The sequence below is a fragment of the Paenibacillus sp. GYB003 genome (assembly GCF_036577625.1).
Classification (GTDB): Bacteria; Bacillota; Bacilli; order Paenibacillales; family NBRC-103111; genus Paenibacillus_AB.
Genome location: NZ_JARBDC010000085.1, coordinates 72,891 through 97,863, shown reverse-complemented (window position 1 = coordinate 97,863; position 24,973 = coordinate 72,891). Strand labels below are relative to the sequence as shown.

Here is a 24,973-nt window from a genome sequence, read left to right as displayed (position 1 = left end):
CCTTCCCCGTTGCTTGCTCGCGAAGGGTAAACGGGAGCCCGCCGGTTAAGTGCCGAGCACTTTTTTCCCCCGCGGCAGCGTGCCTTTCGAATCGGGCTCGAGCGTTATCCCGATCGTATCGAACGTCCGGTCGTCGTCGTCGATCGGGTACGTCATGATGCCGTTGCCCTTGTCGTCGACCCGGAACGTGCCGCAGTTGTGACGCTCGCCGTTTTTGACGAGCCATACTTGATACGCTTCGTTTCCGGTCAGGCTCGGCAGTCCGCTCGTTTGCAGCACGAGCTGCATGCTGTCCCCTTTTTTCATCAGCCAGGCTTGCCCGGTGGCGCCCGGTACCGCGGGATCGAACGACTTCAAGCTGTACCGCTCGACCATTTCGGACGGAACGTGCAGCTCCGCATGTCCGGGCTCCCGATGCAGCCTGTCCGACAGCCCGTTCCAGCCCGCCAAGCCGATCGCGACCGCCGCGACGGCCGCTGCGGCGTATCGCCACGGCTTCCGCTTCCCGCTCCGTTCCGCGGCGGGAGCGGGAGCAGGCGCCTTCGCTTGCGCGGGCGCGGACGCGTTCTCTTCCTCCATCGCCGAAAGCGCGTCCGCCGCCGGATGCTCCCGCAGTATCGTTCCGAGCACCTCGGACTTCAGCTGCTCCGGGGGATCGATTTCCGTCATCGAATACGGGATCGTATCCCATACTTGCCGAAGCCGCTTCAGCTCTTCCCGGCATTCCGGACATTCCGCCAGATGCGCTTCGAAAGCCCGCTTCTCCTCGCCCGTCAGCTCGCCGATAAAAAACGACAGCAGCCGCTCGCCATGATCGTTCGCCGTATTCATTCGATCCCCTCCTCCCCGGCCGGCGCCAAATGCCTCCGCAATATTTTCAACGTTTGATGCAGCCTGCTTTTGACCGTGCCGAGCGGCTCGCCGTTGCGGTCCGCGATTTCGCTCAGCGTGTACCCTTCCCAATAAAACGATTGAAGGAGGCTCACCTGGCTGTCCGACAAATGCCGGTACGCTTCCTCGATGCGCTCCTTCAGCCATTTGCGCGACGCGACCCGCTCCGGATGCCGGTCCGGATCGTCCGGGATGAGCTCCCAGTCGGCAGGCTCGAGCGGCATGACGGCCTCGTGCTTTTTCAGCTTGCGCAGCTGGTCGATCGCGATATTGCGCGTGATCGTCAGCAGCCAATTGACGAACAGCCCCCTGCGGGGATCGTACCCGACCTCGGTCGTCCACAGCCGCGTGAATACGAGCTGGACGACGTCTTTGGCAAATCCGGCGTCGCCGTGCGTCTTCATCGCGAACGAATAGACGAGCTTCGCGTACCGGTCGTACAGCTCCTCGAGCGCTTTGCCGCGTTTTTCCATGACCATGCGCATCAATTGTTCATCCGTGTATTGCCCCACTATAGCGACACTCCCCGCGTCGATCGACTCCAAGCGCTTGTCCGGTTCATACAGTGATCTTCTTACATTCCGGCCGGATTTGCAAGATGCGATATACGCCTAACGGCCCCATAGCGGGAGCTTCTGCTTCGACGCGCCTGCGGCAAGTGACGGCGGAGTCCCCTAAAACGGCAGCGTCCGGCTTTTCCGGAAACCGTTCCCGGGAAAAGCCGGACGTCGAAACGCAATGCGCGCCTTATTTGACGATGATTTTGGCTTTCATATGCTCTTTATGCGGCTCGCAGTAGTACGTATATTCGCCCGGCCGGTCGAGCGTAAGCGTGAACGAATCTCCGTTGCCGAGCATCGGCGATTCGAACAGCGGCTTGCCGTCGACGATCAGGTCGGACACGACGTTATGCTCGGCTTGATCCTTATTCGTGAACGTAAGGCTCGAGCCCGCTTCGATCGTAATTTCCGGCTGCGAAAATTCGAACCGAACGATGTCCATCGCATAAGCTTTCGCCGCCGTCTGCTGCGGCGGCTGCGGCTGCTCCTGCATTTGCGGGCCGCCTTCGGCCGACCCGCCCCCCTCCTCGGACACGGAAGGACTCACGACGTACCAGACGCTATTTACGCCTTGGCCGAGCGTATCTCCCGCCTTCGCGTCCTTGACGAAGTAGTACAGCGGCATCCCTTTGTACGTCGTCTGCTTCGTGCCGTCGTCGCGCACGATCGTGGCGAAGTCGCCGGCTTTCAGCCCGCCGCCGGCCGCCGCGGCATGCCCGGAATAAAAGACGGGCCAGTTCGTTTCGCACATGCCGTAGCACGCGCTTTTGCCGCCTTCGTCCTTCGTGAACATATACAGCGTCCTCCCGGTCGAGTCGGCCAAATAGGAGCCGAGGCCGTCCTTCGAAGCGACGGTTACCGCCTGAAAGCCGGCGACGTACCAGACATTGTTCACGCCTTGGCCGAGCGTATCCCCCGCCTTCGCGTCCTTGGCGAAGTAATACAGCGGCATTCCTTTGTAGGTCGTCTGCTTCTTCCCGTCCTCGCGCACGATCGTTTTAAAGTCCGCCGCGTTCAGTTCGGCGGGAATTTGCATGTTCTCCGCGTAATAGACCGGCCAATTGACGACGCACTGGTCTTTGCAGGCGCTCGCGTCTTTGCCGTCCTTCGTAAAGGTATACAGCGTCCTGCCGTTTTCGTCGACGAGATAAGCGCCAAGCGCGGCATCGCCCGCCACGCCGATGCGCGCGTATCGGGTCAACGGGGCTTTGTCCGCCGGAATCGCTTTCGCTTCGACGAGCGATTCCGCGAGCGTTTTGCCGCCGCCCTTGAGCTTCGCCTTCAACGCCTCCACGGTCGCCGTCGCGATATGGCCGTTGCGCAGCGCCCCCGTTTGGGCGACCAGGCTCAAGCCTTTGCTTTTGGCGAAGGCGAGCGCGTCCTCGTATGTAAAATCGGCGTCCTGCTTATAGCCGAGCGCTTCCAGCAGCACTTTGTAATACTGCTGATCGGTGACGCCGGACAGCGGATCGAAGTTGCCCTCCCCCGTCCCGGTCCAGCCGAGCGCCGGATTCGCTTTCAAATACGATAAAATCGCTTTGTTGCCGTCCCCGACGAGCCCGGCGTCGGCGAAATTGTCCGCCCCTTTGTATGCGAGCGCCGTCTGCTCGAGCCCCTTCAAGCGTAAAAATAACACGGCCGCCTGTATGCGCGTCGTCGTCTTGGCCAAATAACCCGCCGTCACGCCGCTGCCGTCCCCTTGCAGCACTCCGAGCTCGGCCGCCACCTCGGCGTCCGTTTTCACCTTGGCCGCGGCAGGCGCGTCGGCCGCCCAGACGGTCATCGCCGCGGCCAGCGCCATCCATCCGGCGAGCATCGTCGCCGCCAGCTTGCTGCGTTTGTTCATCATGCGATTCCTCCTCGTAATGATGGACTTGTTATGCGATTTCACCCTGTTTACGAACGATTTCGCCCGGAGGTTTGACGAAATTCGCAAATATCGGCGTTCCCCGGCCGCGCGAAACGAACAAGGGCGCCCGAAGGCGCCCGTCGATCGTTATTTTTTCCGGCTTACCGTCCCGTTCGCCAGCACCTCGGCAAAATTGTCGGGTGCCGAACCGCGGCGTTGAATCCGGTCGATCTGCGCGTTGGTCAAACGTCCGCGCGAAATGATGAACGAAGATGTCCGGTCGTTGAAGTCGCTCAAAAACGACACTTCGGTCGATCCGCGGAAGACGCGGCGCTGACCTTGATAGTTGATGTTTTCGAACAAAACGAGCGTGCTTCCGGCCCGCCCGGTAAAATCGAAGCTGGACAGCAGGTCGTTGAAATTGAAGACGACCAGGCTGCGAACCCCCAGGTTGCCGCGGAAACGGAGCCGTCGGCCGGAAAAATTGGCATCCGCCCATATCGATAAACGGGGAAGAACCTGAGCGATTTGCGCTTTACGGACTACGGCTTTTCTTGGAGTCAACGATTGGGGCATAGTATCACCTCCTCGCGGACAGTATACGCCGCCGTCGCCGGCAAAGGTTGTGCGGTTGGCAGGGGGAAAGAGTGGAATCTTCGAAGATAGTCGACCCGGCAGGAGCAGACTTCTCTGTAGAGCCTCTTGCGCATAAAAGGACCGTCCGGATATACGCCGGACGGTCCTTTTATGCGCAAACCCATCATCGACCGGCACCGATCCCGGTTGCCGAGCGATCCCCAAGAAAACTTCCGATCGAAGCCTTTGCCGTTTCCGATGCGGCGCCGCCGGTCCGCCGTCAGACGGACATGCTGCGGCTTCCGTCCTCCTTCCGTTTCGCCTCGCGAAACTTTCCGGGCGGGATTCCTTTGTCGCGGCAAAACGCGCGGGTGAAATAATGAACGCTCTGAAACCCGGTTTCCCGCGCGATTTCCTTGAGCGGCATCCCCGTCTCCGCGAGGAGCCGTTCCGCGAGCCGCAGCCGTTCGCTGCGCACGTAGTCGGAAAAGGACAAGCCGTAGACGCTTTTGAACAGGCGGGACAAATGCCGCGCCGATACGTGCAGCTGGTTCGCCACGTCGCGGATCGGAAGCGGCTCCGACAAATTGTTGCGGACGAACAGCGTCGCCCGTTTGACGTACCGCTCGTTCGGATAAGGCGGATGCCGCGGCTCGTCGCCTTCGTCGTCCAGAAACGCCGGCATGAACGAAACGAGCAGCGCATGGGCCGCGCTGGTCATCGCTTCGCGCATCGTCGCTTCCGACGCCAGCTGAAGCAGCGCCTGCCAGAGCAGCACGCACGGCAGCCGCTGCCCGCCCTGGATGACGACGCGATCCTGTCTCGCCCAAGCTTCGTACTTGCGCAGCATGTCCGGCCGCGATTTCGCCTCGATCGCCTCGAAGGCGACATACAGCAAATACAAGCCCGTTTCGCTGCGGATCTGGTGAAAGACGCCCGGGCGGGAGCAGAACAGCGTTCCGGCGCGCAGCGGATGCAGAGCCGCTCCTTCCGCGTAAACGCCTTCCCCTTCGACGACATAGCAAATTTCGAAAAACGAATGGCGGTGAACCGGATTGTCGCCGTGCCGGGGCGTCACGCCCCAATAATGGACGGCGAACGCAATGTCCGGACTCGCGATTTCGCAAGCGAGCGATTCCAGCCGCCTTTTCGCGTCGATCCACTTCTCCGTCATAAGGAAGCCTCCGCATACGTCGCTTTGAATGTCAAACGCTGCCGCCGCGGCGGTTTCGCCGCGCCGCCTTCAGCATCGCGTACAGATCGGACAAAAACTCTCCGCGCGTCACCAAGCCGGTCCCGCTCCGCACAAGCGCCGGCGCCGGGACGCCGAGCGCGTTCGCCGCCGCGTTTTGCCAACGGACGGCCATTTTTCGGCTCAGCAGAGGACGTTCTTCCCAGTAATCCCGCGGATGCAGCTCCTCGCTGATCGTTCTCGGCGCCATATCTTCCCCGGCCGGCACGAATCGATCCGATACGGGCAGGCACGGCAGCTTTTTGCCTCCGGACAGCATACGCGCCGACGTAATCCAGCCGGACGCTTCGGATACGGTCAGCTTCCTGTCGAGCCCGGCCTGATAGCCGTCCGCGATCATGCCCTTGGAGCCGAAATATTGCGCGGCCATGTTGAATGCTTCTCCCGGCTTGCTGTCCGCGAAGTATGTGATCATTTGGCGGTCTTCGAGAAGACGGTCCTGCAGCTCGTCGATGTCGACATCGCGAACTTCCGCGCCGGTCGACAGGCTGACGTCGGCGGCTACGCCCGCCGCGAACCCGATCTGCATCCAGTTCGGCTCCATGCGAATCGTGCCGAAGCCGATATGCGAGGCGGATACGGCGACGGGGACGAGCAGCCGGTCGACCCGCAGCGGGACGATGACTCCGTACGGAATTTGATAAATGTCCTGCAGCCGGCCTACGGTCATGAGGCCTTCCAGCGTCGCGTTCCGGTTGACGCCGTGCCGTTTCCGGGTGGCGTGGGAGTCGATGCCGTAATCCCCCGTCGCGATGCTGTCGTGGTGGATGTGAGTTCTCCCTTTGCCCGGCGCCAGTCTCGCGTCGTTCTCCGTAAACACGTATTCGCCGTGGATGCGCCTCGCTTCGCGGATGTACATTTGCGGAGGAAAATGGCCGGTCTCCTGAAACTCGTCGGCCGCAAAGCCCCATTGAAGCGAATCTTCCCGAAACCAGTCCGGCAGCTCTTCGTCGTTTTGCAAAAACCAGAGCAAGCCTTGCGTATATTCGCGAAGACGCCGAACAAACCGCTCCCTCGTTTCCCGGTCGCCTTCGGCGTAATCCCGGTTCTCTTCCGGCAAATCCGTCGAGCATAAACAGTAATGATGATTGTTCGTGTCCGTCTTTCCGTTCGGAATGAGGATCGTGTTGCACACCTCGCTGAACCCTTTGACCCGCCCCTCGGCGACGTCCTCGATCAAGCTGGCGTAATCCTCCCGATTGTAGCCGGCCGGCTTGCGGAACGGCACCCGATTGTCCGGGTTTTTCGTCAGGCAGAGCCGAAAATTGTACGCTTGAATCCGGTGATCCGCTTCGCCCGTGCTGCCCGGCAAAAACTGCTTCGTTCTGAAATTTTGGTAAATGACGCCCGCATGCTCTTCATTCCATTCGTCGCGGGATTCGCGGCCGAGCGAGTAAGGAACGCCGGCCATGGCCGCAAGATCGCCTTCGTACGTGGCGTCGATAAAAACGCGGGCCGTATACACAAGCCCGTCGCCTTCCCCCGAGACCGGTCGGACGGCAACCGACGTTAGCGCGTTCCCCTCCATCCGGACCGATACCGGCTCGTGCCGCAAAACGACCTCGAGAAGAGGCTCGGCGTCCGTCAGCTCCCGAAAAAGCTTCCGCGCGACGGAAGGCTCGAACCGAAGACCTCTTCGGCAATGCACGACTTGTTCCGAATCCGGGCCGTAGGTGTCGGTGTAATGGCGAAGCACCTTGCCTACGAACTCCATGAAAAGGGACCCGGCGGCGTCCAATGAATGAATGTCGGTCACGCCGAGTCCGCCGGCCATCAATCCCCCGATATAGGGGGATGGCTCGATCAGCGCCGTTTTTCGGCCGCGCCTTGCGGCGGCGATCGCCGCCCCGATTCCCCCGGGGGTCGCCCCGATGACGACCACGTCCGCTTGTACTTGTTTCACCGTATGCTCCTTCTTCCGGCTCCGATTCCGGATCGTTTCAATTCGGGAGGCCGCAGCCGTCAATGGGCGCCCTTATACAGGCGGAATACGGGATTTTCGCCGCATACCATCAGCCCTTGGCCCCAGTTGACGTGCTTGTCTTCGATCGGCCGGTCGAGCGGGTCGCGGTATTGGAACAGCACGTTGCGCCTCGTCCGGCCGCTGCGGTTCACTTCCGAGCCGTGAATCGTCAAATAGTTGAAAAACAGCACGTCCCCCGCCTTGGCCGGACAAGGGACGCCCATCCGGATCGGGTACTCTTTATGGTTCAAGTAATGCCGGCCGACATGCTCGAGCGGCCCCTGCTTGTGGGAGCCGGGAATGACGTGCAGACAGCCGTTTTCCTCGTCCGTATCGTCGAGGTGAACGCTTCCCGCCATCATCGAATGGCTTTCGTGCGGGAAGTACGGATAATCCTGGTGCATCGGAAAGGCGGCCCCGACCTCCGGCGGCTTCACGAGCATTTTCGAATGGTGCAGCTGCACGTTCGGCCCGATCAGCCGCGACAGCACGGCGCGCATGTTCGGATGCAGGGCGGCGAGCGTGAAGGCGGAGTCGTGGTACTGCACGTCGTGATAGCCTTTCAGCACGACCCGCTTCAGCTCCTCCTCCGGCGTATGGTCGCCGCCCCACCGGGCGTTGCGGTCCATGTTCGCTTCGACGGCGCGATGAATAATGCGATCGATCGCGCCGCGCATCGCTTCGACTTCCTGTTCCGTATAGACGCCTTTTACGAGCAAGTACCCGTTTTCTTTGTAAAACTCGACATCGTCCTGCGCAATCATGCTCCCATTCCTCCTCCGGCTTTCTGGGACCATTATACGACGGGACGCGGACGCGCGTATTTGCATCGCGTCGACACGGTTTTGCACAATGCGGACATTCGCTTCGGCTCGTCGTCAGCCGACGATTTGGTAGGCGAGCTGCACGTCCAGGCTGTCGGCCGACGAGGCGTTCAGCACCCGGAGCTGCAGCCTTTTCGGACCGCCGCTCCCGTCCACCGTATACGGCGACGCGAGCGTCGTCGACTGGAGCGTCGCCGAGACGCCGACGGCGCTGCCGCCCGCGCCGGAGCCGTCCGTCTCCAGCCGCACGTCGCACGTGCCGGAAGCGAGCTTGCGCGTCGCCTTCACGATCCGGATGCGCTGGCCGTCCACATATAATACGTTTTTGAGGTCGTACAGCCCGTTCGCGACCGGACCGGCGATTTGCGCGGTCAGCCAGCCGTCGATCTGTTCGACCCCTTTGTTGCCCGTGAAGCGGGTTTGCGCCGTTTGCGTGCCATAGATCAAATAAGGGCCGGCCGTATTGCCTTTCAAATCGTTGTCGCTCACGAGCACGTCCGCCGCCTCGTTCACGACGCCGTAATCCTGCCGCGAGACGCCGTCCGGCAGCGAGCCGATCGCATTGCCGACAATCACGACGCGGGAAGCGCTCGGGCGAATATGGATGCCGGCCCCGTTCCGCCAAGCCGTTCCGCCCGAAACGTAGCCGTTCGCGAAGGCGACGCCCTGCAAATCGAACTCGGTCGGACTGACGACCGTTATTCTCCATTTGCCGTTCGCTTCGGTCGTTCCGGCGACGTTCTGGATCGTGACGCGGTCGTCCGTCGCCCAGCCGTGCGGAGCGGCCGTCGTGACGCGGACGCCTCCCGCTCCGTTCGATGCGACGTTCGCGATCGTCCGCGAAAAGGCGGTGTGCGCCGTCCGGCCGTTGTTGCCGATCAGGCAGCCGGTCACGGTGACGCGCGACGAGGCGACATCGATCCCGTTGCGGCCGCAGCCGCGGATGACGCAGCCGGTAAACGTCGCGATGCCGACGAAGCCGGCGCCGATCCGCACGTTGTCCTCTTCGCCGTCGCACGATATGTACGTGCTCGCGAACTGCACCTGGGCCCCCGCTTCGAGCAGCACGGGCACGCCGTGGCCGTTCTCGAAGCCGCCGCTTTCGAAGTACAAAAATTTCGGCCCGCCCTGTCCGGTCGTATTGCGCAGCCATAGCCCGTGCCGGCCGAACAAAATCGCCGTGGCGATAAACTTGATCGAGCCGCCCATGCCGTCGATCACAAGATTGTCCGTCTGCTTGTTCGCCGTTCCGGCGGCGATGGCGCACTGGACGAATTCGACCGGGTCGGCGCGGGAGGAGTCGCCCGCGCCGTTCAGCAGGATGACCTGCTCGCCGTTGAAGCCGGACCAGATGCAGTTTTGGAAGCGAACCGTGTTGCACGCCCGCAGCGTCAGGCCGTTGTACCCGTTTTTGAACCTGGCGTTGTAGAAGGACAGCATATAGTTGCCCGCCTCGCCTCGCCGCTCGGTCGCGATCAGGCTGCCTCCGGTCAGTCCTTCGCCGCGCATCTGCAAGCTGCGGAAGCCGCCGCCGCGGACGCCGGACAGCCGAAAGCCGTCGGCGGCGCCCGTCGCGACGACGATTTGCGTCGCGAGCCCGTCGTCGTCGGTGCTGCCCGCGCCTTCGAACACGATCGGGACGCCCTGGACGACGATCGTGCTAGCGATTCTCACCTTGCCGGCGCCCGCCTCGATTACCCCGCCCGCGGCGAGCGCGTCGACCGCGGCCTGCACGCGCCCGGAATCGTCCTCCGTGCCGAGCCCGCGGCAGCCGAACCAGGACAGGCGCAGCCGGTTTTCGTGCGGCCGCTTCCAGCGCCCGGTCGGCGTGCCGGTTACGGCGAACACGGTTCCGCCGTTGTCCGCCTCCGTGCTGCCTTCGTCCCAGTACAGCGTGCCGCCGCCCAATCCCGGGGTGTCCGCATAGTAGCCGAGCAGGCGGATTTGCCGGCCGTCCGCGCCGCCGGGCGTGGCGCGCAGTTGCTCGACGCTGGCCGCCTCGTCCCCGGCCGCCTCTTTTTTCGGCGGCTTGCCGCGCGCGCCGTACGTATCCAGGAGCACGCTGCCGCTCCCTTCCGCGGCACCGCCGCCGAGCAGCCCGCCGCCCGCGAGTGCGGCTCCGGCGACGCCCAGCGACGCCAGCAGCTTGCGCCGGCTGATTCCTTCCGGCCGTCCGCCCGGCGCCGTGTCGCAGTCTCCCTCCTTCGCGGCGAAATGCGGCTCCATGGCCCGATCGTCGTCGTAATTGCGCATCGTCTCATAACCTCCGTCAACGGAATTTTTGTATGCGGTTACACGGATGCATCGGCGCCGGCGTTACCGGCGCATCTCTTGCTCGATCTGCTTGTTGATCTGCTCCTCCAGCTCGCGGAGCGCGGTGTTGATATCTTTCGTTCCGCCGAGCAGCGAGACGACCGTCGCGTTCATCGCCGACTTGGCGGCGCCGTCGTATTTCGTCTGCGGGCTCGGCTTCGCGATCGTATCCTTGAAGAAAGCGGCCATGTTTTTGTTTTCGAGGCCGGGGATGCCTTTGGCGAATTCTTTGCGAACCGCTTCGTTTTTCATGACCGGAATGCGGCCTTGGCGGGCCAGCTGGATCATGACCTCGTCCGACATCAAGTACGTCAGCACCCGGTATGCGGCTTCCTTGTTTTTGCCGGCCGGCGGTACCGCGTAATACGGCGCGTTCATCTGCGAGCCGGACTGCTGCTCTCCGGCGAACCGGGGCAGCGCCGCGACGTCCCAGTTCATCCCCGAAGCGGCCAGCTCGGTGACGTAGTTCGGACCGGTGCGCATCGCCAGGTTTTGATTTTTCAGGAAGGCGGTTTTCTCGTCGACCGGCGGCTGGTTGCCGGGAATCGTGTAAAACGACGTCATCACCTTCGTCCAGTACGCCCAGCGCTCGTTCGCGACCGCCGCCTTGTTCGTCTTCGGATCGACGAACGGAAGCGCCAGCTGGTTTTTGTAGATCAGGTTGAGGAAGTTGTAGTGGAAGCCGTGAATTTGCACGTTCCCGTCGGTGCGGACGAGCCGTTTCGCCAAATCGTAAACGTCGTCCCACGTCATGCCGTCCTTCGGGTAGGCGACGCCGGCCTTGTCGAATATGTCTTTATTGTAGAAAAGCGCGTTGTTGTTCAGCTCGAACGGCATGACGAGAAACTTCGTCCCGTCGTCCGAATACGATTTCACCGTGTCGACGATACCGCTTTCAAACCGGTTCAGATCGAACTTGGTCGTTTCGATGAACGGCGTCAAATCGGACAGCAGCTGCAAATCCTTCAGCTTCCACAGGCCGCCGAGCGAAAACGACAGCAGATCGGGAATTTCGCCGCTGGCGACGACGTCCTCGATCATCGAGCCTTTGCCGCTCTTGATCAGCTTCAATTCGATTTGCGGAAACTTTTGGCGGATGATCTGCTCGATCGTTTCCGCGGAAACGCCGTTGTCTTCCTTGAACATCGTCAGCTTGAACGGCCCGGTATCCTCCTTCGGCGCCTGCCCGACGTCCTGCTTTCCCGACCCCGGCGCGGCCGTATGGCCGCCGCAGCCCGCCGTCAGCGCAACCAAGGCGGCCATCGCGGCTGCCCAATAAGCTCTCGTTTTCACCCGAATCCCCCCGCTTGTTCGATGATGCCCGGGCCGCAGCCCGGGACCGGTCATTTCGCCTTTTCGGCGTCGATCTGCTTGTTGATGTCTTCCTCGGCCTGGCGAAGCGCCGTATTGGCGTCGGCCGCGTTCGTCGCCACTTTGTTGAACGCCGCGTTAACGGCCGATTTCGCGATCGCGTCGTATTTCGTCGACGGCACGGGCGCGCCGATCGTATCCTTGAAAAAGGCGGCGATATTTTTCCCTTCCATCCCTTTCAAATCTTTCGCGTATTCTTTGCGCACCTCTTCCTTCTTGACGATCGGAATGCGCCCCTGTCTCGCCATGATCGTCTGCACTTCGTCGGAAAGCAAATATTGCATGACGAGGAAAGCGCTGTCTTTGTTTTTGCTGGACGGCGGTATCGCGTAATACGGCGCGTTCATTTGGCCGCCCTTGCCTTCCAGGCCGGCGAACTGCGGAAGCTGGACGACGTCCCAATCGAGCCCTTTCGCCGCGGCTTCCGGAATTTCCGTCAAAAAGTTCGGACCGGTGCTCATCGCCAGCGTCTGGTTTTGCAAAAAATTGATTTTGTAGTTGTTCGTCGGCTCGTTTCCCGGAATTTTGTAAAACTCCGCCATTTGCTCGATCCATTTCTTCCATGGATCGTTGTTGACGGTCGCTCGAAGCGTCTTCGGATCGACGAAGCCGAGCCCCATCTGGTTTTTATAGACGAGATTGATGCCTTCGAGCTGGAACCCTTTGTACTGGACGCCGCCCTCGGTGCGGGTCACCTTTTTGGCCAGGTCGTACACCTGCTCCCACGTCATGCCGTCTTTCGGATAAGAAACGCCGAATTTGTCGAATATCCCTTTATTGTAAAACAGCACGTTGTTGTTCAGCTCGAACGGCAGCGCCGAAACGGTACCGTCCTCGAAATACGACTTGACCGTATCGAGCACCCCGTCGGCGAACCGGCTCGTATCGAAGCCGTATTTTTGCATAAGCGGGGTCAAATCCGACACGAGCTTGTAATCCTTCACTTTGCCGAGCCCGCCCAGCGAATAGGAGAGCAGGTCGATCGACGTGCCCGCGCCCATCACGTCCTCGATCAGCGTCCCTTTGGCCGATTTGATCGTGCGCAGCGTGACGTTCGGATACTTCTGACTGACGAGACGTTCGATCGTTTCCGCCAGGATGGCCGAGTTCCCTTCCGTAAAGAAGGTGAGCGTAACCGGCTCGGTCGTCATGCCGGGCGCCGGCGCCGTCTCCGATCCTTTGGCCCCGCCCGGGCTGCCCGCCTCGTCAGGCCGATCCGTTTTGCCGCATCCCGCCGCCAATGCGACGGCGATGACGATAAGCGCTTTCATTTGAGCTTTCATCGCAAAAGCCTCCCGTTGTCGTTGCAAACTGCATGAACCCCTTCATTGTAGTCGATTAATCGGACGCTAAACAATTTGAAGAAGCGAAATCGGTTTGTTTCGGCGACTCGTCCTCCTTCCGTTCCGCGAATACCGCGTTCGTTGTTAACCAAATAGTTACTTCACGTTTAAAATTATACTTCGAGGAAAACGCTTTTTCAATACGCTTTCGAAAAAAAACGTCGCGCCCGTCATAAACGCCATTCACCGGCATATAAACATACAAACCGAAGATATATGCCCGAAAAAGCAAGAAAACGGCAGTATTTCAGGCGAAATGCCGACAAAATCCGTTTACTTCCCGACATATCGCCGACAAGCCCCGTTTAAAAGCGATAGTAAAAACGAGCGCAATGCGGTATACTTCTGTTCATCAAATAGGTTAACTCCATGTTAACGTACTTTGTGAAAAATCATCCGTTCGAAGGAAAGGAGCAGTTCCATGCACATTCAACAAGCCGATGTAGTCGTAATGGGCGCGACGCCCGGGGGGATCGGAGCCGCGCTCGCCGCCGCCAGACGCGGCAGAAAAACGGTGATGATCGAGCGTTCGCCGTTCGTCGGAGGTCTGATGACGAGCGGGCTCGGCATGACCGACATCCATTCGCTGAACGCGGCCGGCTCGGTGTTCCGCGAATACGCTTCCAACGTGCTGCAGCATTATATCGACACGTACGGAGCCGATTCCGAGCAGGTCGTCCATTGCCGCAACGGGCTGCGCTTCGAGCCGTCGGTCGGCAAAGCGATTTTCGCCCGCATGCTGCAGGCGGAACCGAATTTGCGGACGCTCGTCTCCCGCGAGCTCGTAAACGTCCGGAAGGAAGGCAGCTCGGTCGCGGCCGTCACGGTCCGGCCGGTCGGCGGCGGCGAAGCGGTCGAATACCGCGCCTCCGTCTTCATCGACGCGACGTACGAGGGCGACCTGGCCGCCATGTCGGGCGTCCCTTATTCGCTCGGACGCGAGTCGCGCGACGACTGGAACGAGGAGTATGCCGGCACGCTGTACCAAAATTTCCGGACGAAGGAAGTGCTGCCGGGCAGCACCGGCGAAGGCGACGACCGGATCCAGGCTTACAATTTCCGGCTGTGCCTGACGAAAAACCGCGGCAACCAGGCGCCGTTCCGCAAGCCGGACAGCTATAACCGGGAAGACTACGTCAGCTTGATCGAGGACGTTCGCGAAGGCCGCGTCAAAGGGTTCAGCGAAGTGTGCAACACCGTCATGATCCCGAACGGCAAAACCGATACGAACAACTACCATTATTGTCTGTGCTCGACCGATTTGCCGGAGGAAAACGGGGAGTATCCGGAAGGCAGCTGGGAAGTCCGCGACCGCATCGTCAAGCGGCATCGCGAATACATTCAAGGCTTGCTTTGGTTTTTGCAAAACGACGAAGAGCTGCCGGAGTGGTTTCGCGAAGATTCCCGCCAATGGGGACATGCGGCCGACGAATTCGAGGATACGGACCATTTTCCGCCGCAAATTTACGTCCGCGAAGCGCGCCGCATTCACGGCGAATACGTGTTCACGGAAAACGACGCGCGGCGCGCCCCGGGGCTCGGACGGTCGCCGATCCATTACGACAGCATCGCCAGCGGCGATTACGGCATCGATTCGCACGCGACCCGCAAGCGCGAGCCGATCGGACAAAACATTTGCCTCGAAGGCTTTATGGCGATCGGCTTCCTGACGGAAATTTACCAAATCCCGTACGGCTCCATCGTCCCGCGTCTCGTCGACGGCCTCCTCGTGCCCGTCGCCGTCTCGGCCACGCACATGGGGCTCGGCACGATCCGGATGGAGCCGTGCTGGATGCAAATCGGCTATGCCGCGGGCGTGGCGGCCGACGTCGCCATCGCTTCGGGACGGACCGTGCGCGAGATCGACATCGACCGGCTGCAGGACGAGCTGCTCGCCGACAAGCAGGTCATCACCTATGTGAACGACGTTCCTTGGGGCAGCGAGTCGAGCAAGGCGTTCCAATATTTCGGCGCCCGCTCGTTTTTCCGCGGCTACGAAGGAAAGCCGGACGAACCGGTCACGGTTGCCGAAGCGTCGGAATGGATCGCGGTCTGCCGTTCGCTACCCGGCGGCTCCTCCATGCCGTGTTTGCCCGCCGTCGCGAACGTTTTGCCGGCCGGGGTCGACATGGGCCCGAAATCGCCGAAGGAGGAGCCGACGCCGGAGCAGTATTGGGCGGCCAACCCGCTGCTCACTCCGGAGATGGCGCGCCGTTGGAACCGGGCCGCGGCGAAGTCGCTGAACGCCGAGCCCGTCGACCGGTTCGCCGGGGAGGCGGAGTTCGTGACGCGCGAGTCGTTTTTGAACGCGCTGTACGCTTATTTGCGGACGGCCAGACAAAGCCGGAACCGGCCGGGCCGTCGCGAAACCGCCGGCTCGTTGAACGGCTGAACCGTTCGAACGCCTTGTATTAGCGCGCACTCATTCGACCATTCGAACCTAAGGAGCGGAAATCCATGAGCAGAAACTTTCGCATCGGCATTATCGGCAGCGGCAGCAACGCGACCCGCCACGCCGCCGCCTATATGAAAATGAACGACGTCGACCTCGTCGCCGTCGCCGACCTCGTGCCGGGCAAAGCGGCCGAGTTTATCGAGAAAAACGGCCTGACCGGAGCGGTCCCGTTCGAAAGCCACGAAAAGCTGCTGGAGCTCGACTTGGACGGCGTCAGCATATGCACGCCGAACATCGCCCACCATCGCACGAGCGTCGACGCGCTGAACGCCGGCAAGCACGTGCTGACCGAGAAGCCGATGGCCGTCACGCTGGAGCAGGCGACCGAGATGGTCGAAGCGTCGCGGAAATCCGGCAAAATTTTGACCGTCGGCTTCCAGCCCCGCTACGATCCGAACCATAAAGAAATCAAGCGGATCGTCCAGTCCGGTCTGCTCGGCAAAGTGTATCACGTGCAGACGGGCGGCGGCCGCAGACGCGGCATGCCGGGCCGGGGCTTTATCCGCAAAGACGTTTCCGGCTCGGGCGCGATCGCGGACATCGGCTGCTACTCGCTCGATTTGGCGATGGACGCGCTCGGCTATCCGAAGCCGCTCACCGTCTCGGCGTACTGCTCCAACTATTTCGGCACGAATCCGAAATACCATAAAGACGCGGACCGGTTCGACGTCGAGGATTTCGGCGAGGCGCTCATTCGCTTCGAGGGGGACGTCGTGCTCAATTTCAAAATCGCCTGGGCGATGCATATGGATACGCTCGGTCCGACGCTGTTTCTCGGCACCGAGGGCGGTCTGAAAATCGAACCGGAGCAAGGGCTGAGCAAGCTTTCGTCGGGCGCCTGGGACAAAGGACCGGGCTCGATTACGCTGTATCACGACGTGCTCGGCCATCCGACGGAAAGCCCGATCGCCGTCAAGCCGCATTCGCTGGACATCTTTTTCGAAAAAGTGCGCGATTTCGTCGTCGCCATCAAGGAAGGGAAACCGGCGCCGATCCCCGGCGAGCAAATTTTGCTCAACCAGGCGGTCATCGACGGCATCCTCCGCTCGGCGGAGCTGAAGCGCGAAGTCGTCGTCGAATTGCCTTCGTTTTCGTAGAAGGCAGCGGACAACCGCCGGTAACGGTACGGCCCGGCGGCGGTCCGGTTCGATCGATCCGGTCCGTTGACCGGACCTTGTTCGCCAACTTTTGAAACGGGAGTGGTTTACTTTGCCGCATTCAATCGGCGTTAGACTGACGAAAGGCATCGCGATGGCAAACGAGCGCGGCGATTGGCGGGAATGGTTCGGCTGGATGGCCGAAGCCGGCTTCCGGGTCGTCGACGTGCCCGAGCTGAACGCGGAGACGAAGCGGGATGCCGAGGAGGCGGGGCTCGCGATCGGCACGTTCGACGTCGGGCACGTCCAAGTCGCGCGCCTGTTCAGCAAAAACGAGGAAACGCGCTACGCCGCGAGAGAGCATGTGCGAGCCGGCATCGCCGGCGCCGCCGCGCTCGGAGGAAAGCTGTGCTTCATGTGTCTCAAGCCCGAGGACCCGTCGACGACGCGGCACGAATCGTTCGAGCTGTTCAAGGAAATGTTTCCCGCCCTGCTCGCCGACGCCGAACGGGCCGGAGTGGCCGTCGTGCTGGAAGGTTGGCCCGGCAACGCGCCGTATTACCCGACGATCGGCTGCACGCCGGAAATGCTTCGCGCCATGTTCGAGGCGGTTCCGTCGCCGGCGCTGCAGCTCAACTACGACCCTTCCCATCTGATCCGGCTCGGCATCGATCCGATCCGGTTTTTGCGGGAATTCGCCGACCGGATCAAGCACGTGCATGCGAAAGACTGCGTCGTTTTGCCGGAAAACGTCTATTTGTACGGCCGGCACCAGCCCCCCGTCTTCGGGAACGGCATCAAGTCGAGCGAAGGCCCGTGGCGGTACGCGATCCCGGGCGAAGGGCAGGCGGATTGGGCCGCCATCGCCTTCGAGCTGGATCTGGCGGGCTATGACGGCGCCGTGACGGTCGAGCTGGAGGATCACCGGTACAAGGGCAGCGTCGCGGAGCACCGCCGCGGCTTGCAGAAGTCGCTCGCCCATTTGTCGCGTTTTTTCTCGTAGGCGTTAACGGCGCGGCGGTCCCTTAAACGGGACATGTCGGGACCGCTTCTTCATTCGGAACTATATTCCGCTATTCTCGCGCGTTCGCTCTTTTTCGTCCGCATAACGGAAATTCGCTCCGATAACCGCAACCGGCAAAAACAAACGGCAGTCCGTAACTTGACGTTCCGGGCTGCCGTTTCGTTATCATTTTGATCAGTGCCTCGCCTTACGGCGCGTACGAAACCCATTTCGAGCCGCCCTGCGCGCTTTCCAAACATTTGTCGACAAACCGGACGCCGTCGATTCCGTCGTCGATTCGCGGATAGTCCGCCCCGGCGCCGGACCCGCTTCCGTCCAGCAGCCCTTCCAGCTCGGAGCCGAACGCCGCGTAAATGTTGGCGAACGCTTCGTACAGCCCTTCCGGATGTCCGCCCGGCAGCCGGTTGAACGCCGCCGCCTCCGGATACATCGCGTCCCGTCCGCGGGCCAGCAGCTGCAGCGGCTTGCCTTTCAGCGAAAGCAGCAGCTCCTCCGGCCGCTCGTGATGCCATTCGAGCGAGCCCTTCGTGCCGAACAGGCGCACCTTCAAGCCGTTTTTGCTGCCGGCCGCCACCTGCGAGCACCAGTACATTCCGGTCGCCCCCGACGTATATTTCACCAATATGTTGGCGTTGTTGTCCAGCTCCGTCAACGTTCCGTGCGTCTGCATGTCGGCGCAAAGCGACTCGATCGCAAGGCCCGTCATGTACGAGATGGTATGCGCGATATGTACCCCGATGTCGGCCACGCAGCACGACTTCCCTTCGCTCGCCAGCATTCTCCACGACGGCTTAACGGCGTTCAGCACCCACTCCTGCGGATATTCGGCCATGACCGTAATAATGTCGCCGATCTCCCCCCGCCGTACGAGTTCCCGCGCCTGCTTCACCATCGGATACCCGGAATACGTATACGTAACGGCGAACAGCAAACCGTTCCGCGCGGCGATCCGCTTCAGCTCCTCCGCCTCGCTCAGCTCGATCGTAAGCGGCTTGTCGCAGACGACGTGGAAGCCGCGGAGCAAAAACGTTTTGGCGATCTCGTAATGCGATTTGTTGGGCGTCACGATCGACACGTAATGGATGCGGTCTTCGCGGGCGGCTTCCTTCTCGGCCATTTCCTCGTACGTCGCGTAAACGCGATCCGGCGACAGGCCGAGCTTTCGTCCGGTAACGGCGGATTTGGCCGGATCTCTCGAGAAGCACCCCGCCACGATCGCGCTCCGGCGATCGAACGTCGCCGCCCTGCAATGAATGTCTCCGATTAAAGCGCCTTCACCGCCGCCTACCATGCCAAACCTCAAGACGGGCTCCATAACGATTCCCCTTTCGTTATTTGCGCGCGGGCGCGCAGGATTGCCTTTCGATCAGTTCCGTGGAAATGAGCATTTGTCTGGGCGGAATTTTCGATTTTTCCAGCAAGTCGAGCAGCAGCTTGACGGCCAAGCTTCCGAGCGCCTCTTTGTTTTGCTTGATGACGGTAATCGGCGGATTTTCGTACGGAAACGAGGCGAAGTCGTCGAACACGATGAGCGAAACGTCCTCCGGGATCCGTCTCCCGACCGCCCGCAAATAATGGAGCACGGATATGCCGATTCCCGCGTTGGCGGCGAATATCGCGCTCGGCTGAATGCGGGTCAGCCGGTTCCAGCCTTCGTCGTCCGGGTTGTACCGTTCGGAGACGAGCACTTTATCGTTCTCGATGTCGGTCAGCCCCGAATTGCGCAAGTAGGAGAAAAAGCCGTTCAGCCGGTCCTGCTCCCAATGCGGCATATGGACGCGCCCGACAAGCGAAATGCGCGTATGGCCGAGATCGTCGAGCAAATATTCCGCCGCCATTTTGCCTCCGTTGTAATGGTCGGAGCAAACGTTGAAAATGTTGCGCGCCGAGCCGTCGACTTTCCGGTTGCCGACGAACACCATCGGAAAATGCATCTGCTGCAGCTTCCCGAATCCTTTCAAATTCGGTATCGACGAAATGACGATGACGCCTTCGACGCCGGACTGCACGACTTTGTCCGCGATATCCTCGGTCATATCCTCGGCGCTCTTCGGCATATGGCTGCCGATGAACACGACGTCGTACCCCGTATTCGCCGCGTCCTCCGTCACGCCGATCAGCGTGTCCCGGAAAAAATCTTTCTCGAAATCGGGAATGTTGCTAACGTACAAAATCCCGATCGACTTGTTCCGCAGCCATTTGCTCCCTTCGGCTCCGCTTAAATTATACCCGATGCTTTTGGCGATGTTGCGAATTTTCACTTTCGTCTCCAGCGATATTTTGGCGCTGTCCGAAAGCGCGAGCGAAACGGTCGCTTTCGAAACCCCCGCGATTTTGGCGATATCTTCGAATGTCGGCATAAATGGCGATAGCTCCTCTGTTTGGCCTGATGAGTTTATTTTACACGATGTTTGTTTACTATTCAACTAAACGAACTATCGCTTTTGGCGTTCTACCGCTGCCTGACCGAATCCGAATAACCTTACCAACCCGGGATTTATAACAAAAATACGCACGCATCCCCGTTCACTAATCGATTAATCCGCAGTGAACGAATGAGGCGGTTTCGCATGAGCCGCCTGAACGTAACCGGCGGGCATGCGCTTTGCAAGGACGACGAATTCGCGGCGGCGATCGTCGTATCGGGCTCGGGCGCGCTGCTATACGTCGGCGGCGAAGCCGCGCTCGGCGCGGGCGATACGTTTTTCCCGCCGGCCGGGCTGCGCCGGATGCCGTGGCGGGCGAACGGCCCGCAGCGAGCCGCTTGTCGTCGTGCTGTGCTTTCCGCCCCGTTAAAGAAGGCGCATACATGTAGGATACCAAATAATGGGGCGACGGACACCGCTTTTTTCCGAAAAAAACGACGGCAGTCAGCAGCAGGCGCAACGATGGCCTTGTCGGGGCCCCGCCCGCGAATCGATGATTATGATGATTTTTCGCTATCCTCGTGCAACCGCTGTCAAAACGGAAGAGGCGGCAGGCGCTGCCGCAGGCGCGTCTCAAAGCGGCGGCTCGGTTTGGGATTGGCTGCGGAATTCGCTGGGCGTCAAGCCGCTCGCGTTTTTGAACGTTTTGCTGAACTGCGAGGAGGAGGCGAAGCCGACCTGATAGGCGATCTCGGTCAGCGTCATGTCGGGATGCCGGAGAAGCAGCCGCTTGCTCTCGAAAATGCGCTGCAGCAGCACATATTTGTGATACGTCATCCCTTTCTCCCGCTTGAACGTGCGAATCAGGTGATCGGGGCTCATGTCGAACATCGCGGCCATCGTTTTAAGCGTCAAATCTTCGTGCAAATGCGAATCGATATAGTCGCACAGCCGGCTGATCGGATGCTCGCCGTGCATTTTCCGAGCCGCGTGCGGTCCGCCCTTCGGCTCCGCATCCTCCAGGCTTCTGCGGATCAGGACGGCCACATTCATCAGACCGGCGGCGATCATTTGCTGCCAGCCGGTTCTCCGTTCGGTTCGTTCCCGGTGCATGACGAACAGCAGCTCCTTGATCGACAAATACGTGTCGGGCTGCAGCTTGATTTGCCGGCACGAGATGTCCTCGAAGCCGCCGCAATCGCCGCCGGGCATCAGCGACGACAGCCGACGGTCGTCGATCAGGACGACCATTCGCGTATATTGCCGGGAAGGATCGATATAGACTTGATGAGGCAGCTGCCCGGGGAAGATGAGAAGTTGCCCGGGAGACTGCCTCCAAATATGTTTGTCGACCACGAACGTCCCTTGGCCTTCCAGCGTCAAGTTCAGTTCGATGCCGCGCTGGACGTGCAGCTTCTGATTGTGGGTGCCGAGCTGGTCGTGGCGCAAAAAGACGGGAAAATCTTCGAGCCACCTCGTAACGGCTTCGTTCCAAGTCGGCGGTTCGTTAATGAGCGAGCGGTTCAGCTCCATCGGCTGCCTCCCCTTTCCCGATCCGGTTGAGGGAACGACGCCGTCGTCCCCTCCTCCCCCTCATCATAAAGAACGATGCCGGAAAATGCAACGCTTCCGGCATCGGCCGCATAGTGCGCCTGGAAGCGCTATTTGCACGCCGGGCATGCCTCTTTTGTGAAATAGCGCTCGAAAGAGCGCTATTTCCTCTTCAGCGGCGCCGATGCCGGGGCCGCGCGGCCTCCGCCGCCGCCGATCTACGACTGCGCAGGCGCGCCCGCGCCTTCCGCGTAATACGGCAGCAGACGCTCCTCCAGCAGGCCCATCAGCAGCCCGGAGGCGATCTCCGCTACGGTCCAGCCGGATTCGATCGACCACGGCCCCCATCCCTTATCGGCGGGCGAGCCGAACACCTCCGCCTTGTCCGCATCGAACGCGCGGGCCCAGGCGCCGTCGATGAGCGGATCGCCGCTGTGGATTTGCGCGGACGCCATAAACCGCGCCGTTTCCTCCCACAGCTCCTTGAAATACGGGTCTTTCGTGACGAAATACGCTTGAATCCATCCGATCGGCAGCCAATTGTTCGAGTAGAGCAGGTCGACGACCGGGTCGCCGTTTCTCGAGATCAGCGAGCTTTCCCCTTGGCCGATCTCGTGCCGCATCGCCGCCCGATAGCCGTCGTCCCATTCCAGGTAGCCGCCGGAGCGGTGCTTGAATTTCTGCAAATCGCCCGCGACCCGGTACAGCATGTCGCGATGCCGCCGCTCTCCCGTGTTCCAGTACAGCCACGCGAGCGGCAGCACGAGCCGGCAATATTCCTGCGTTTCGCTCTGCTCCCGTTTCGTGTCCGGATACGCGGCCATGATCGTCTCCATGCCTTTCACGGCCGTATCGCGAAACTCGCCGATGCCGGTCAGCTTGTAGGCGAGCAGCAGGGCGGCAAAGTAAAAGCCGTTGTAATGGGCGCTCGGCAAGTTGCCCGGCGTCGTCCGCAGTTGCTCCATCTTCTCCGGCGTCAGCCGGATATTGTCGGTCCGGTATACCCGGGTGCCGTCCGTTCCCGTCGTGCGGACGAGAAAACGGAGCGCCGCCGCGATATCGTCCAGCCGGTCGCGCGTATTCGCGTACAGGCACCGGAGCAGCTGCGGCAAAACGGCACGGGCGACGTCGTCCTGGTAGCAAACGCCCCACGCCTCCTCCGTCCAGCGGATCATGCCGTGCCACGGGCCGCCGTCCTTGCACTGGAAATCGTCGAACACGACATCCAGCAAACGGCCCGCGATGCGCAAGGAGCGTTCGTCGTTCTCCAGCATGCCGTGCAAAAAATACGGCAGGGCGATTTCGCCGATGCAATCGACCCGATGGATGCGGCTCATCCGCTGCTTGCCGTCGGGATATATTTCCGTGCCCGGCCCTTCCAGCGCGCCGCTTCTCCCTTCGTCGTACACGACTCCCGACCGCTCGAACCAGCGCAGCGCCTTGTCCGCGCTGTCCCGCACTTGCCGCGCCAACGGCTCGTCGGGCGTTCCCCGCCCGACCGTATAATAAGGCTCCGCCCCGCTTGTATCGACCGCCTCGTCCAGCAGCCATTCCATAATGAACGCGATCAGCTTCCGCGCGGCGTCGCGGGGAGCGAACCGGGCCCGCACAAAATGGGCAAGGCGGAACGAACAGACGAGCAATCGTTCCCCTTCCTCGAACCAAAGCCCCCGGTCCGAGACGTTCCCCGTCAAGACGGCGTCCGGCTCGACCTTGTCGTGGGCGTGCATTTTGACGTACTGCAAAATCGGCCGCTCGTGCGAGCAGGCGATGGAGTGCGGCCGAAGCCGCATGTTGCATTGGTCTTCGATCAGCGTCCCCTGCGGCAAATCGCCGATTTGCCCGTCCGCGCACACGGCGAGCCGCTCGAAGCGGGTGCTGACCGGCGGGGCGAAATAGACGTGCCCGATGCTGCCGACATATTCGGCGAACACTTTTTTGCCGGCGCCGAGCTGCGCCTCCACGGCATTCCGCATTCGCGCCGGCAGCAGCAGCGGCTCCTCCGATACGCCGCCGAGTATGGCGATCGCATCGTATGGAGCCAAATCCGGCGTATCCCCGGGCGCAACGATCGTAACGGACGCGTTTTGCCGCCCGAGCCAATCGGCAAAGTCGCTCGGTCCGGCCGTAATGACGGCAATTTTTTTATGGCTCATGCTGAATATCACCCGTTCTTTGACAGTTTGGCGCTCGTTATTTTTTCATCGCCGTCTCGATCGCTTTGTTCGCATTTTCTTCGGCGTCGCGCAGAGCGGTGTTGACGTCTTTTTTGCCGGTCGCCACGTCGACGATCGCGACGGACAGCTGCGACCGGACGGTGCCGTCGTACTTCGTCACCCGGATCGGCTTGCCGATCGTATCCGCGAAGACGGCCTTCGCGTAGTTCGTTCCTTTCAGAAACGGGAGCTTCTCGCCGAACGTGTTCACGACGTTCTCCGCTTTCAATACCGGCACCCGCCCGGCGCGCGCGTTGTCCGTCTGCATCTCGTCCGACAAAAAGAACGCGATCACCTTGAACGCTTCGTCGCGGTGCGGACTGTTCGGCGGAATGGCCAAAAACGGCGCGTTCATCTGCGAGCCGACGTTCTCCATGCCCGCAAAACGCGGATTCGTCACCGCGTCCCAATCGAGCCCCTTCTCGATCGCCGCCGGCAGCAGCTCGAGCGGGCTCGGGCCGCCGCGCATCGCGAGCGTCTGCTCCTTGAAAAACAAGTCGTCTTCCTTGGCGTTCACAATATCGTTATTGTCGATCGCGTAAAAACCGGCCATCGTTTCCAGCCATTTTTTCCAGCTGTCCGTGTTCAATACCGCTTTGTTCGTATTCGGGTCGACGAACGGCAAGCCCATCTGGTTTTTGTAGATCAGGTTGAGCCCGGAATACGCGTAGCCTCTGTATTTGACGCCGCCTTCCGTGCGCGACACCTTTTTGATCAGATCGTTCATCTGGTCCCACGTCATGCCGTCCTTCGGAAACGGCACGCCGAACTTGTTGAATATGTTTTTGTTGTAAATGAGCACGTTGTTGTTCAGCTCGTAAGGCATGACCGGCACTTCGCCTTTGTCCGAATACATTTTGGCCGATTCCAGCACGCCCGGGGCGAGCCGGTTCAAGTCGAACTTGTACTTGGCGATCAGGTCGGACATGTCGGAGGTGAGCTGCAGATCGAGCGCCTTGAACAGTCCGCCCGCCGAGTAGGCGATCAGGTCGAGCTTCACGCCGGAGGCGATCAAATTTTCGATCGTTTCGTTCATGTACGGATTGAGCACGATGTTGTACTTTTCTTTGATTTTCGCTTTCCATTCTTCCATCAGCGAGCCGGAATAGCCGTTGTAAAAAAAGTTGATCGTCACCGGCTCCTTCAGCTTCTCGTCGATGGCGGGAGCGGCCGGCTTGCCCGCCTCCGCCGGTTCGCCGGCCTTGCCTCCGTCCGCCGCCGTTCCTCCTTGAGAGCCGCAGCCCGCCAGCATCGCGACCAGCGGCAGTACAACCAGACCGTTTCTCAGTATCGCCTTCATTCGAATTCCCCCTTCGAATCGT

General features: G+C 60.9%; 18 protein-coding genes. 3 read left to right on the top strand and 15 right to left on the bottom strand.

The features are described from left to right. Window positions 1-45: 45 nt before the first annotated feature. The 10 genes from PV407_RS27200 to PV407_RS27155 all read right to left on the bottom strand — a co-directional run bounded on the left by PV407_RS27200 (window position 46) and on the right by PV407_RS27155 (window position 12,882). The gene (locus PV407_RS27200) at window positions 46-831 is read right to left on the bottom strand and encodes an anti-sigma factor (protein WP_332093145.1); all 786 of its coding nucleotides are present in this window, start codon (window positions 829-831) and stop codon (window positions 46-48) included. After that, a complete protein-coding gene (locus PV407_RS27195; RefSeq protein ID WP_332093144.1) occupies window positions 828-1,403 on the bottom strand; it encodes an RNA polymerase sigma factor in 576 nt (191 codons plus the stop codon). Before PV407_RS27195 ends, PV407_RS27200 begins: the two co-directional genes overlap by 4 nt. 235 nt (window positions 1,404-1,638) lie before the next feature. Continuing rightward, a complete protein-coding gene (locus PV407_RS27190; protein WP_332093143.1) occupies window positions 1,639-3,300 on the bottom strand; it encodes a plastocyanin/azurin family copper-binding protein in 1,662 nt (553 codons plus the stop codon). Between the two features lie 147 nt (window positions 3,301-3,447). Continuing rightward, window positions 3,448-3,876, bottom strand: coding sequence for a hypothetical protein (locus tag PV407_RS27185; RefSeq protein WP_332093142.1), 429 nt, complete (start codon window positions 3,874-3,876; stop codon window positions 3,448-3,450). 280 nt (window positions 3,877-4,156) lie between these two features. Next, window positions 4,157-5,050, bottom strand: coding sequence for an AraC family transcriptional regulator (locus PV407_RS27180; protein ID WP_332093141.1), 894 nt, complete (start codon window positions 5,048-5,050; stop codon window positions 4,157-4,159). A 31-nt stretch (window positions 5,051-5,081) separates the two neighbouring features. After that, a complete protein-coding gene (locus PV407_RS27175) occupies window positions 5,082-7,031 on the bottom strand; it encodes an FAD-dependent oxidoreductase (RefSeq protein WP_332093140.1) in 1,950 nt (649 codons plus the stop codon). A gap of 59 nt (window positions 7,032-7,090) precedes the next feature. Further along, window positions 7,091-7,855 carry a phytanoyl-CoA dioxygenase family protein gene (locus PV407_RS27170; RefSeq protein WP_332093139.1) on the bottom strand — a complete coding sequence of 255 codons (765 nt, stop codon included), beginning with the start codon at window positions 7,853-7,855 and terminating at the stop codon, window positions 7,091-7,093. Between the two features lie 114 nt (window positions 7,856-7,969). Next, the gene (locus PV407_RS27165) at window positions 7,970-10,168 is read right to left on the bottom strand and encodes a hypothetical protein (RefSeq protein WP_332093138.1); all 2,199 of its coding nucleotides are present in this window, start codon (window positions 10,166-10,168) and stop codon (window positions 7,970-7,972) included. A 63-nt stretch (window positions 10,169-10,231) separates the two neighbouring features. Beyond that, the gene (locus tag PV407_RS27160) at window positions 10,232-11,521 is read right to left on the bottom strand and encodes an ABC transporter substrate-binding protein (RefSeq protein ID WP_332093137.1); all 1,290 of its coding nucleotides are present in this window, start codon (window positions 11,519-11,521) and stop codon (window positions 10,232-10,234) included. A 50-nt stretch (window positions 11,522-11,571) separates the two neighbouring features. After that, window positions 11,572-12,882: an ABC transporter substrate-binding protein gene (locus tag PV407_RS27155; RefSeq protein WP_332093136.1), complete on the bottom strand. Its 1,311-nt coding sequence runs from the start codon at window positions 12,880-12,882 to the stop codon at window positions 11,572-11,574. 481 nt (window positions 12,883-13,363) lie between these two features. Here PV407_RS27155 and PV407_RS27150 point away from each other — a divergent pair, with 481 nt between their 5' ends. From PV407_RS27150 to PV407_RS27140, 3 genes are all read left to right on the top strand, one after another. After that, window positions 13,364-15,334 (top strand): FAD-dependent oxidoreductase, encoded by a 1,971-nt coding sequence (locus PV407_RS27150; protein ID WP_332093135.1) that lies wholly within the window; start codon window positions 13,364-13,366, stop codon window positions 15,332-15,334. A gap of 65 nt (window positions 15,335-15,399) precedes the next feature. Next, on the top strand, window positions 15,400-16,494 hold the full coding sequence (locus PV407_RS27145) for a Gfo/Idh/MocA family protein (RefSeq protein WP_332093134.1): 1,095 nt from the start codon (window positions 15,400-15,402) through the stop codon (window positions 16,492-16,494). 112 nt (window positions 16,495-16,606) lie between these two features. Beyond that, a complete protein-coding gene (locus tag PV407_RS27140; protein WP_332093133.1) occupies window positions 16,607-17,497 on the top strand; it encodes a sugar phosphate isomerase/epimerase family protein in 891 nt (296 codons plus the stop codon). Window positions 17,498-17,705: 208 nt separating this feature from the next. Here PV407_RS27140 and PV407_RS27135 read toward each other — a convergent pair whose 3' ends face one another. The 5 genes from PV407_RS27135 to PV407_RS27115 all read right to left on the bottom strand — a co-directional run bounded on the left by PV407_RS27135 (window position 17,706) and on the right by PV407_RS27115 (window position 24,951). Continuing rightward, window positions 17,706-18,833: a Gfo/Idh/MocA family protein gene (locus PV407_RS27135; protein ID WP_332093132.1), complete on the bottom strand. Its 1,128-nt coding sequence runs from the start codon at window positions 18,831-18,833 to the stop codon at window positions 17,706-17,708. Between the two features lie 16 nt (window positions 18,834-18,849). Then, a complete protein-coding gene (locus tag PV407_RS27130; RefSeq protein ID WP_332093131.1) occupies window positions 18,850-19,878 on the bottom strand; it encodes a LacI family DNA-binding transcriptional regulator in 1,029 nt (342 codons plus the stop codon). A gap of 639 nt (window positions 19,879-20,517) precedes the next feature. Then, window positions 20,518-21,417, bottom strand: a complete 900-nt coding sequence (locus tag PV407_RS27125) for an AraC family transcriptional regulator (RefSeq protein WP_332093130.1) — start codon at window positions 21,415-21,417, stop codon at window positions 20,518-20,520. Window positions 21,418-21,653: 236 nt separating this feature from the next. Further along, window positions 21,654-23,591 (bottom strand): hypothetical protein, encoded by a 1,938-nt coding sequence (locus tag PV407_RS27120; protein ID WP_332093129.1) that lies wholly within the window; start codon window positions 23,589-23,591, stop codon window positions 21,654-21,656. Window positions 23,592-23,628: 37 nt separating this feature from the next. Next, window positions 23,629-24,951, bottom strand: a complete 1,323-nt coding sequence (locus tag PV407_RS27115) for an ABC transporter substrate-binding protein (RefSeq protein ID WP_332093128.1) — start codon at window positions 24,949-24,951, stop codon at window positions 23,629-23,631. Window positions 24,952-24,973: the final 22 nt, after the last annotated feature.

Bases quoted from the DNA above. Each gene is read 5' to 3' on its own strand.
- PV407_RS27200 (WP_332093145.1), bottom strand. From the start codon at position 831: ATGAATACGGCGAACGATCATGGCGAGCGGCTGCTGTCGTTTTTTATC.
- PV407_RS27190 (WP_332093143.1), bottom strand. From the start codon at position 3,300: ATGATGAACAAACGCAGCAAGCTGGCGGCGACGATGCTCGCCGGATGG.
- PV407_RS27185 (WP_332093142.1), bottom strand. From the start codon at position 3,876: ATGCCCCAATCGTTGACTCCAAGAAAAGCCGTAGTCCGTAAAGCGCAA.
- PV407_RS27180 (WP_332093141.1), bottom strand. From the start codon at position 5,050: ATGACGGAGAAGTGGATCGACGCGAAAAGGCGGCTGGAATCGCTCGCT.
- PV407_RS27170 (WP_332093139.1), bottom strand. From the start codon at position 7,855: ATGATTGCGCAGGACGATGTCGAGTTTTACAAAGAAAACGGGTACTTG.
- PV407_RS27165 (WP_332093138.1), bottom strand. From the start codon at position 10,168: ATGCGCAATTACGACGACGATCGGGCCATGGAGCCGCATTTCGCCGCG.
- PV407_RS27155 (WP_332093136.1), bottom strand. From the start codon at position 12,882: ATGAAAGCTCAAATGAAAGCGCTTATCGTCATCGCCGTCGCATTGGCG.
- PV407_RS27150 (WP_332093135.1), top strand. From the start codon at position 13,364: ATGCACATTCAACAAGCCGATGTAGTCGTAATGGGCGCGACGCCCGGG.
- PV407_RS27145 (WP_332093134.1), top strand. From the start codon at position 15,400: ATGAGCAGAAACTTTCGCATCGGCATTATCGGCAGCGGCAGCAACGCG.
- PV407_RS27135 (WP_332093132.1), bottom strand. From the start codon at position 18,833: ATGGAGCCCGTCTTGAGGTTTGGCATGGTAGGCGGCGGTGAAGGCGCT.
- PV407_RS27130 (WP_332093131.1), bottom strand. From the start codon at position 19,878: ATGCCGACATTCGAAGATATCGCCAAAATCGCGGGGGTTTCGAAAGCG.
- PV407_RS27125 (WP_332093130.1), bottom strand. From the start codon at position 21,417: ATGGAGCTGAACCGCTCGCTCATTAACGAACCGCCGACTTGGAACGAA.
- PV407_RS27120 (WP_332093129.1), bottom strand. From the start codon at position 23,591: ATGAGCCATAAAAAAATTGCCGTCATTACGGCCGGACCGAGCGACTTT.
- PV407_RS27115 (WP_332093128.1), bottom strand. From the start codon at position 24,951: ATGAAGGCGATACTGAGAAACGGTCTGGTTGTACTGCCGCTGGTCGCG.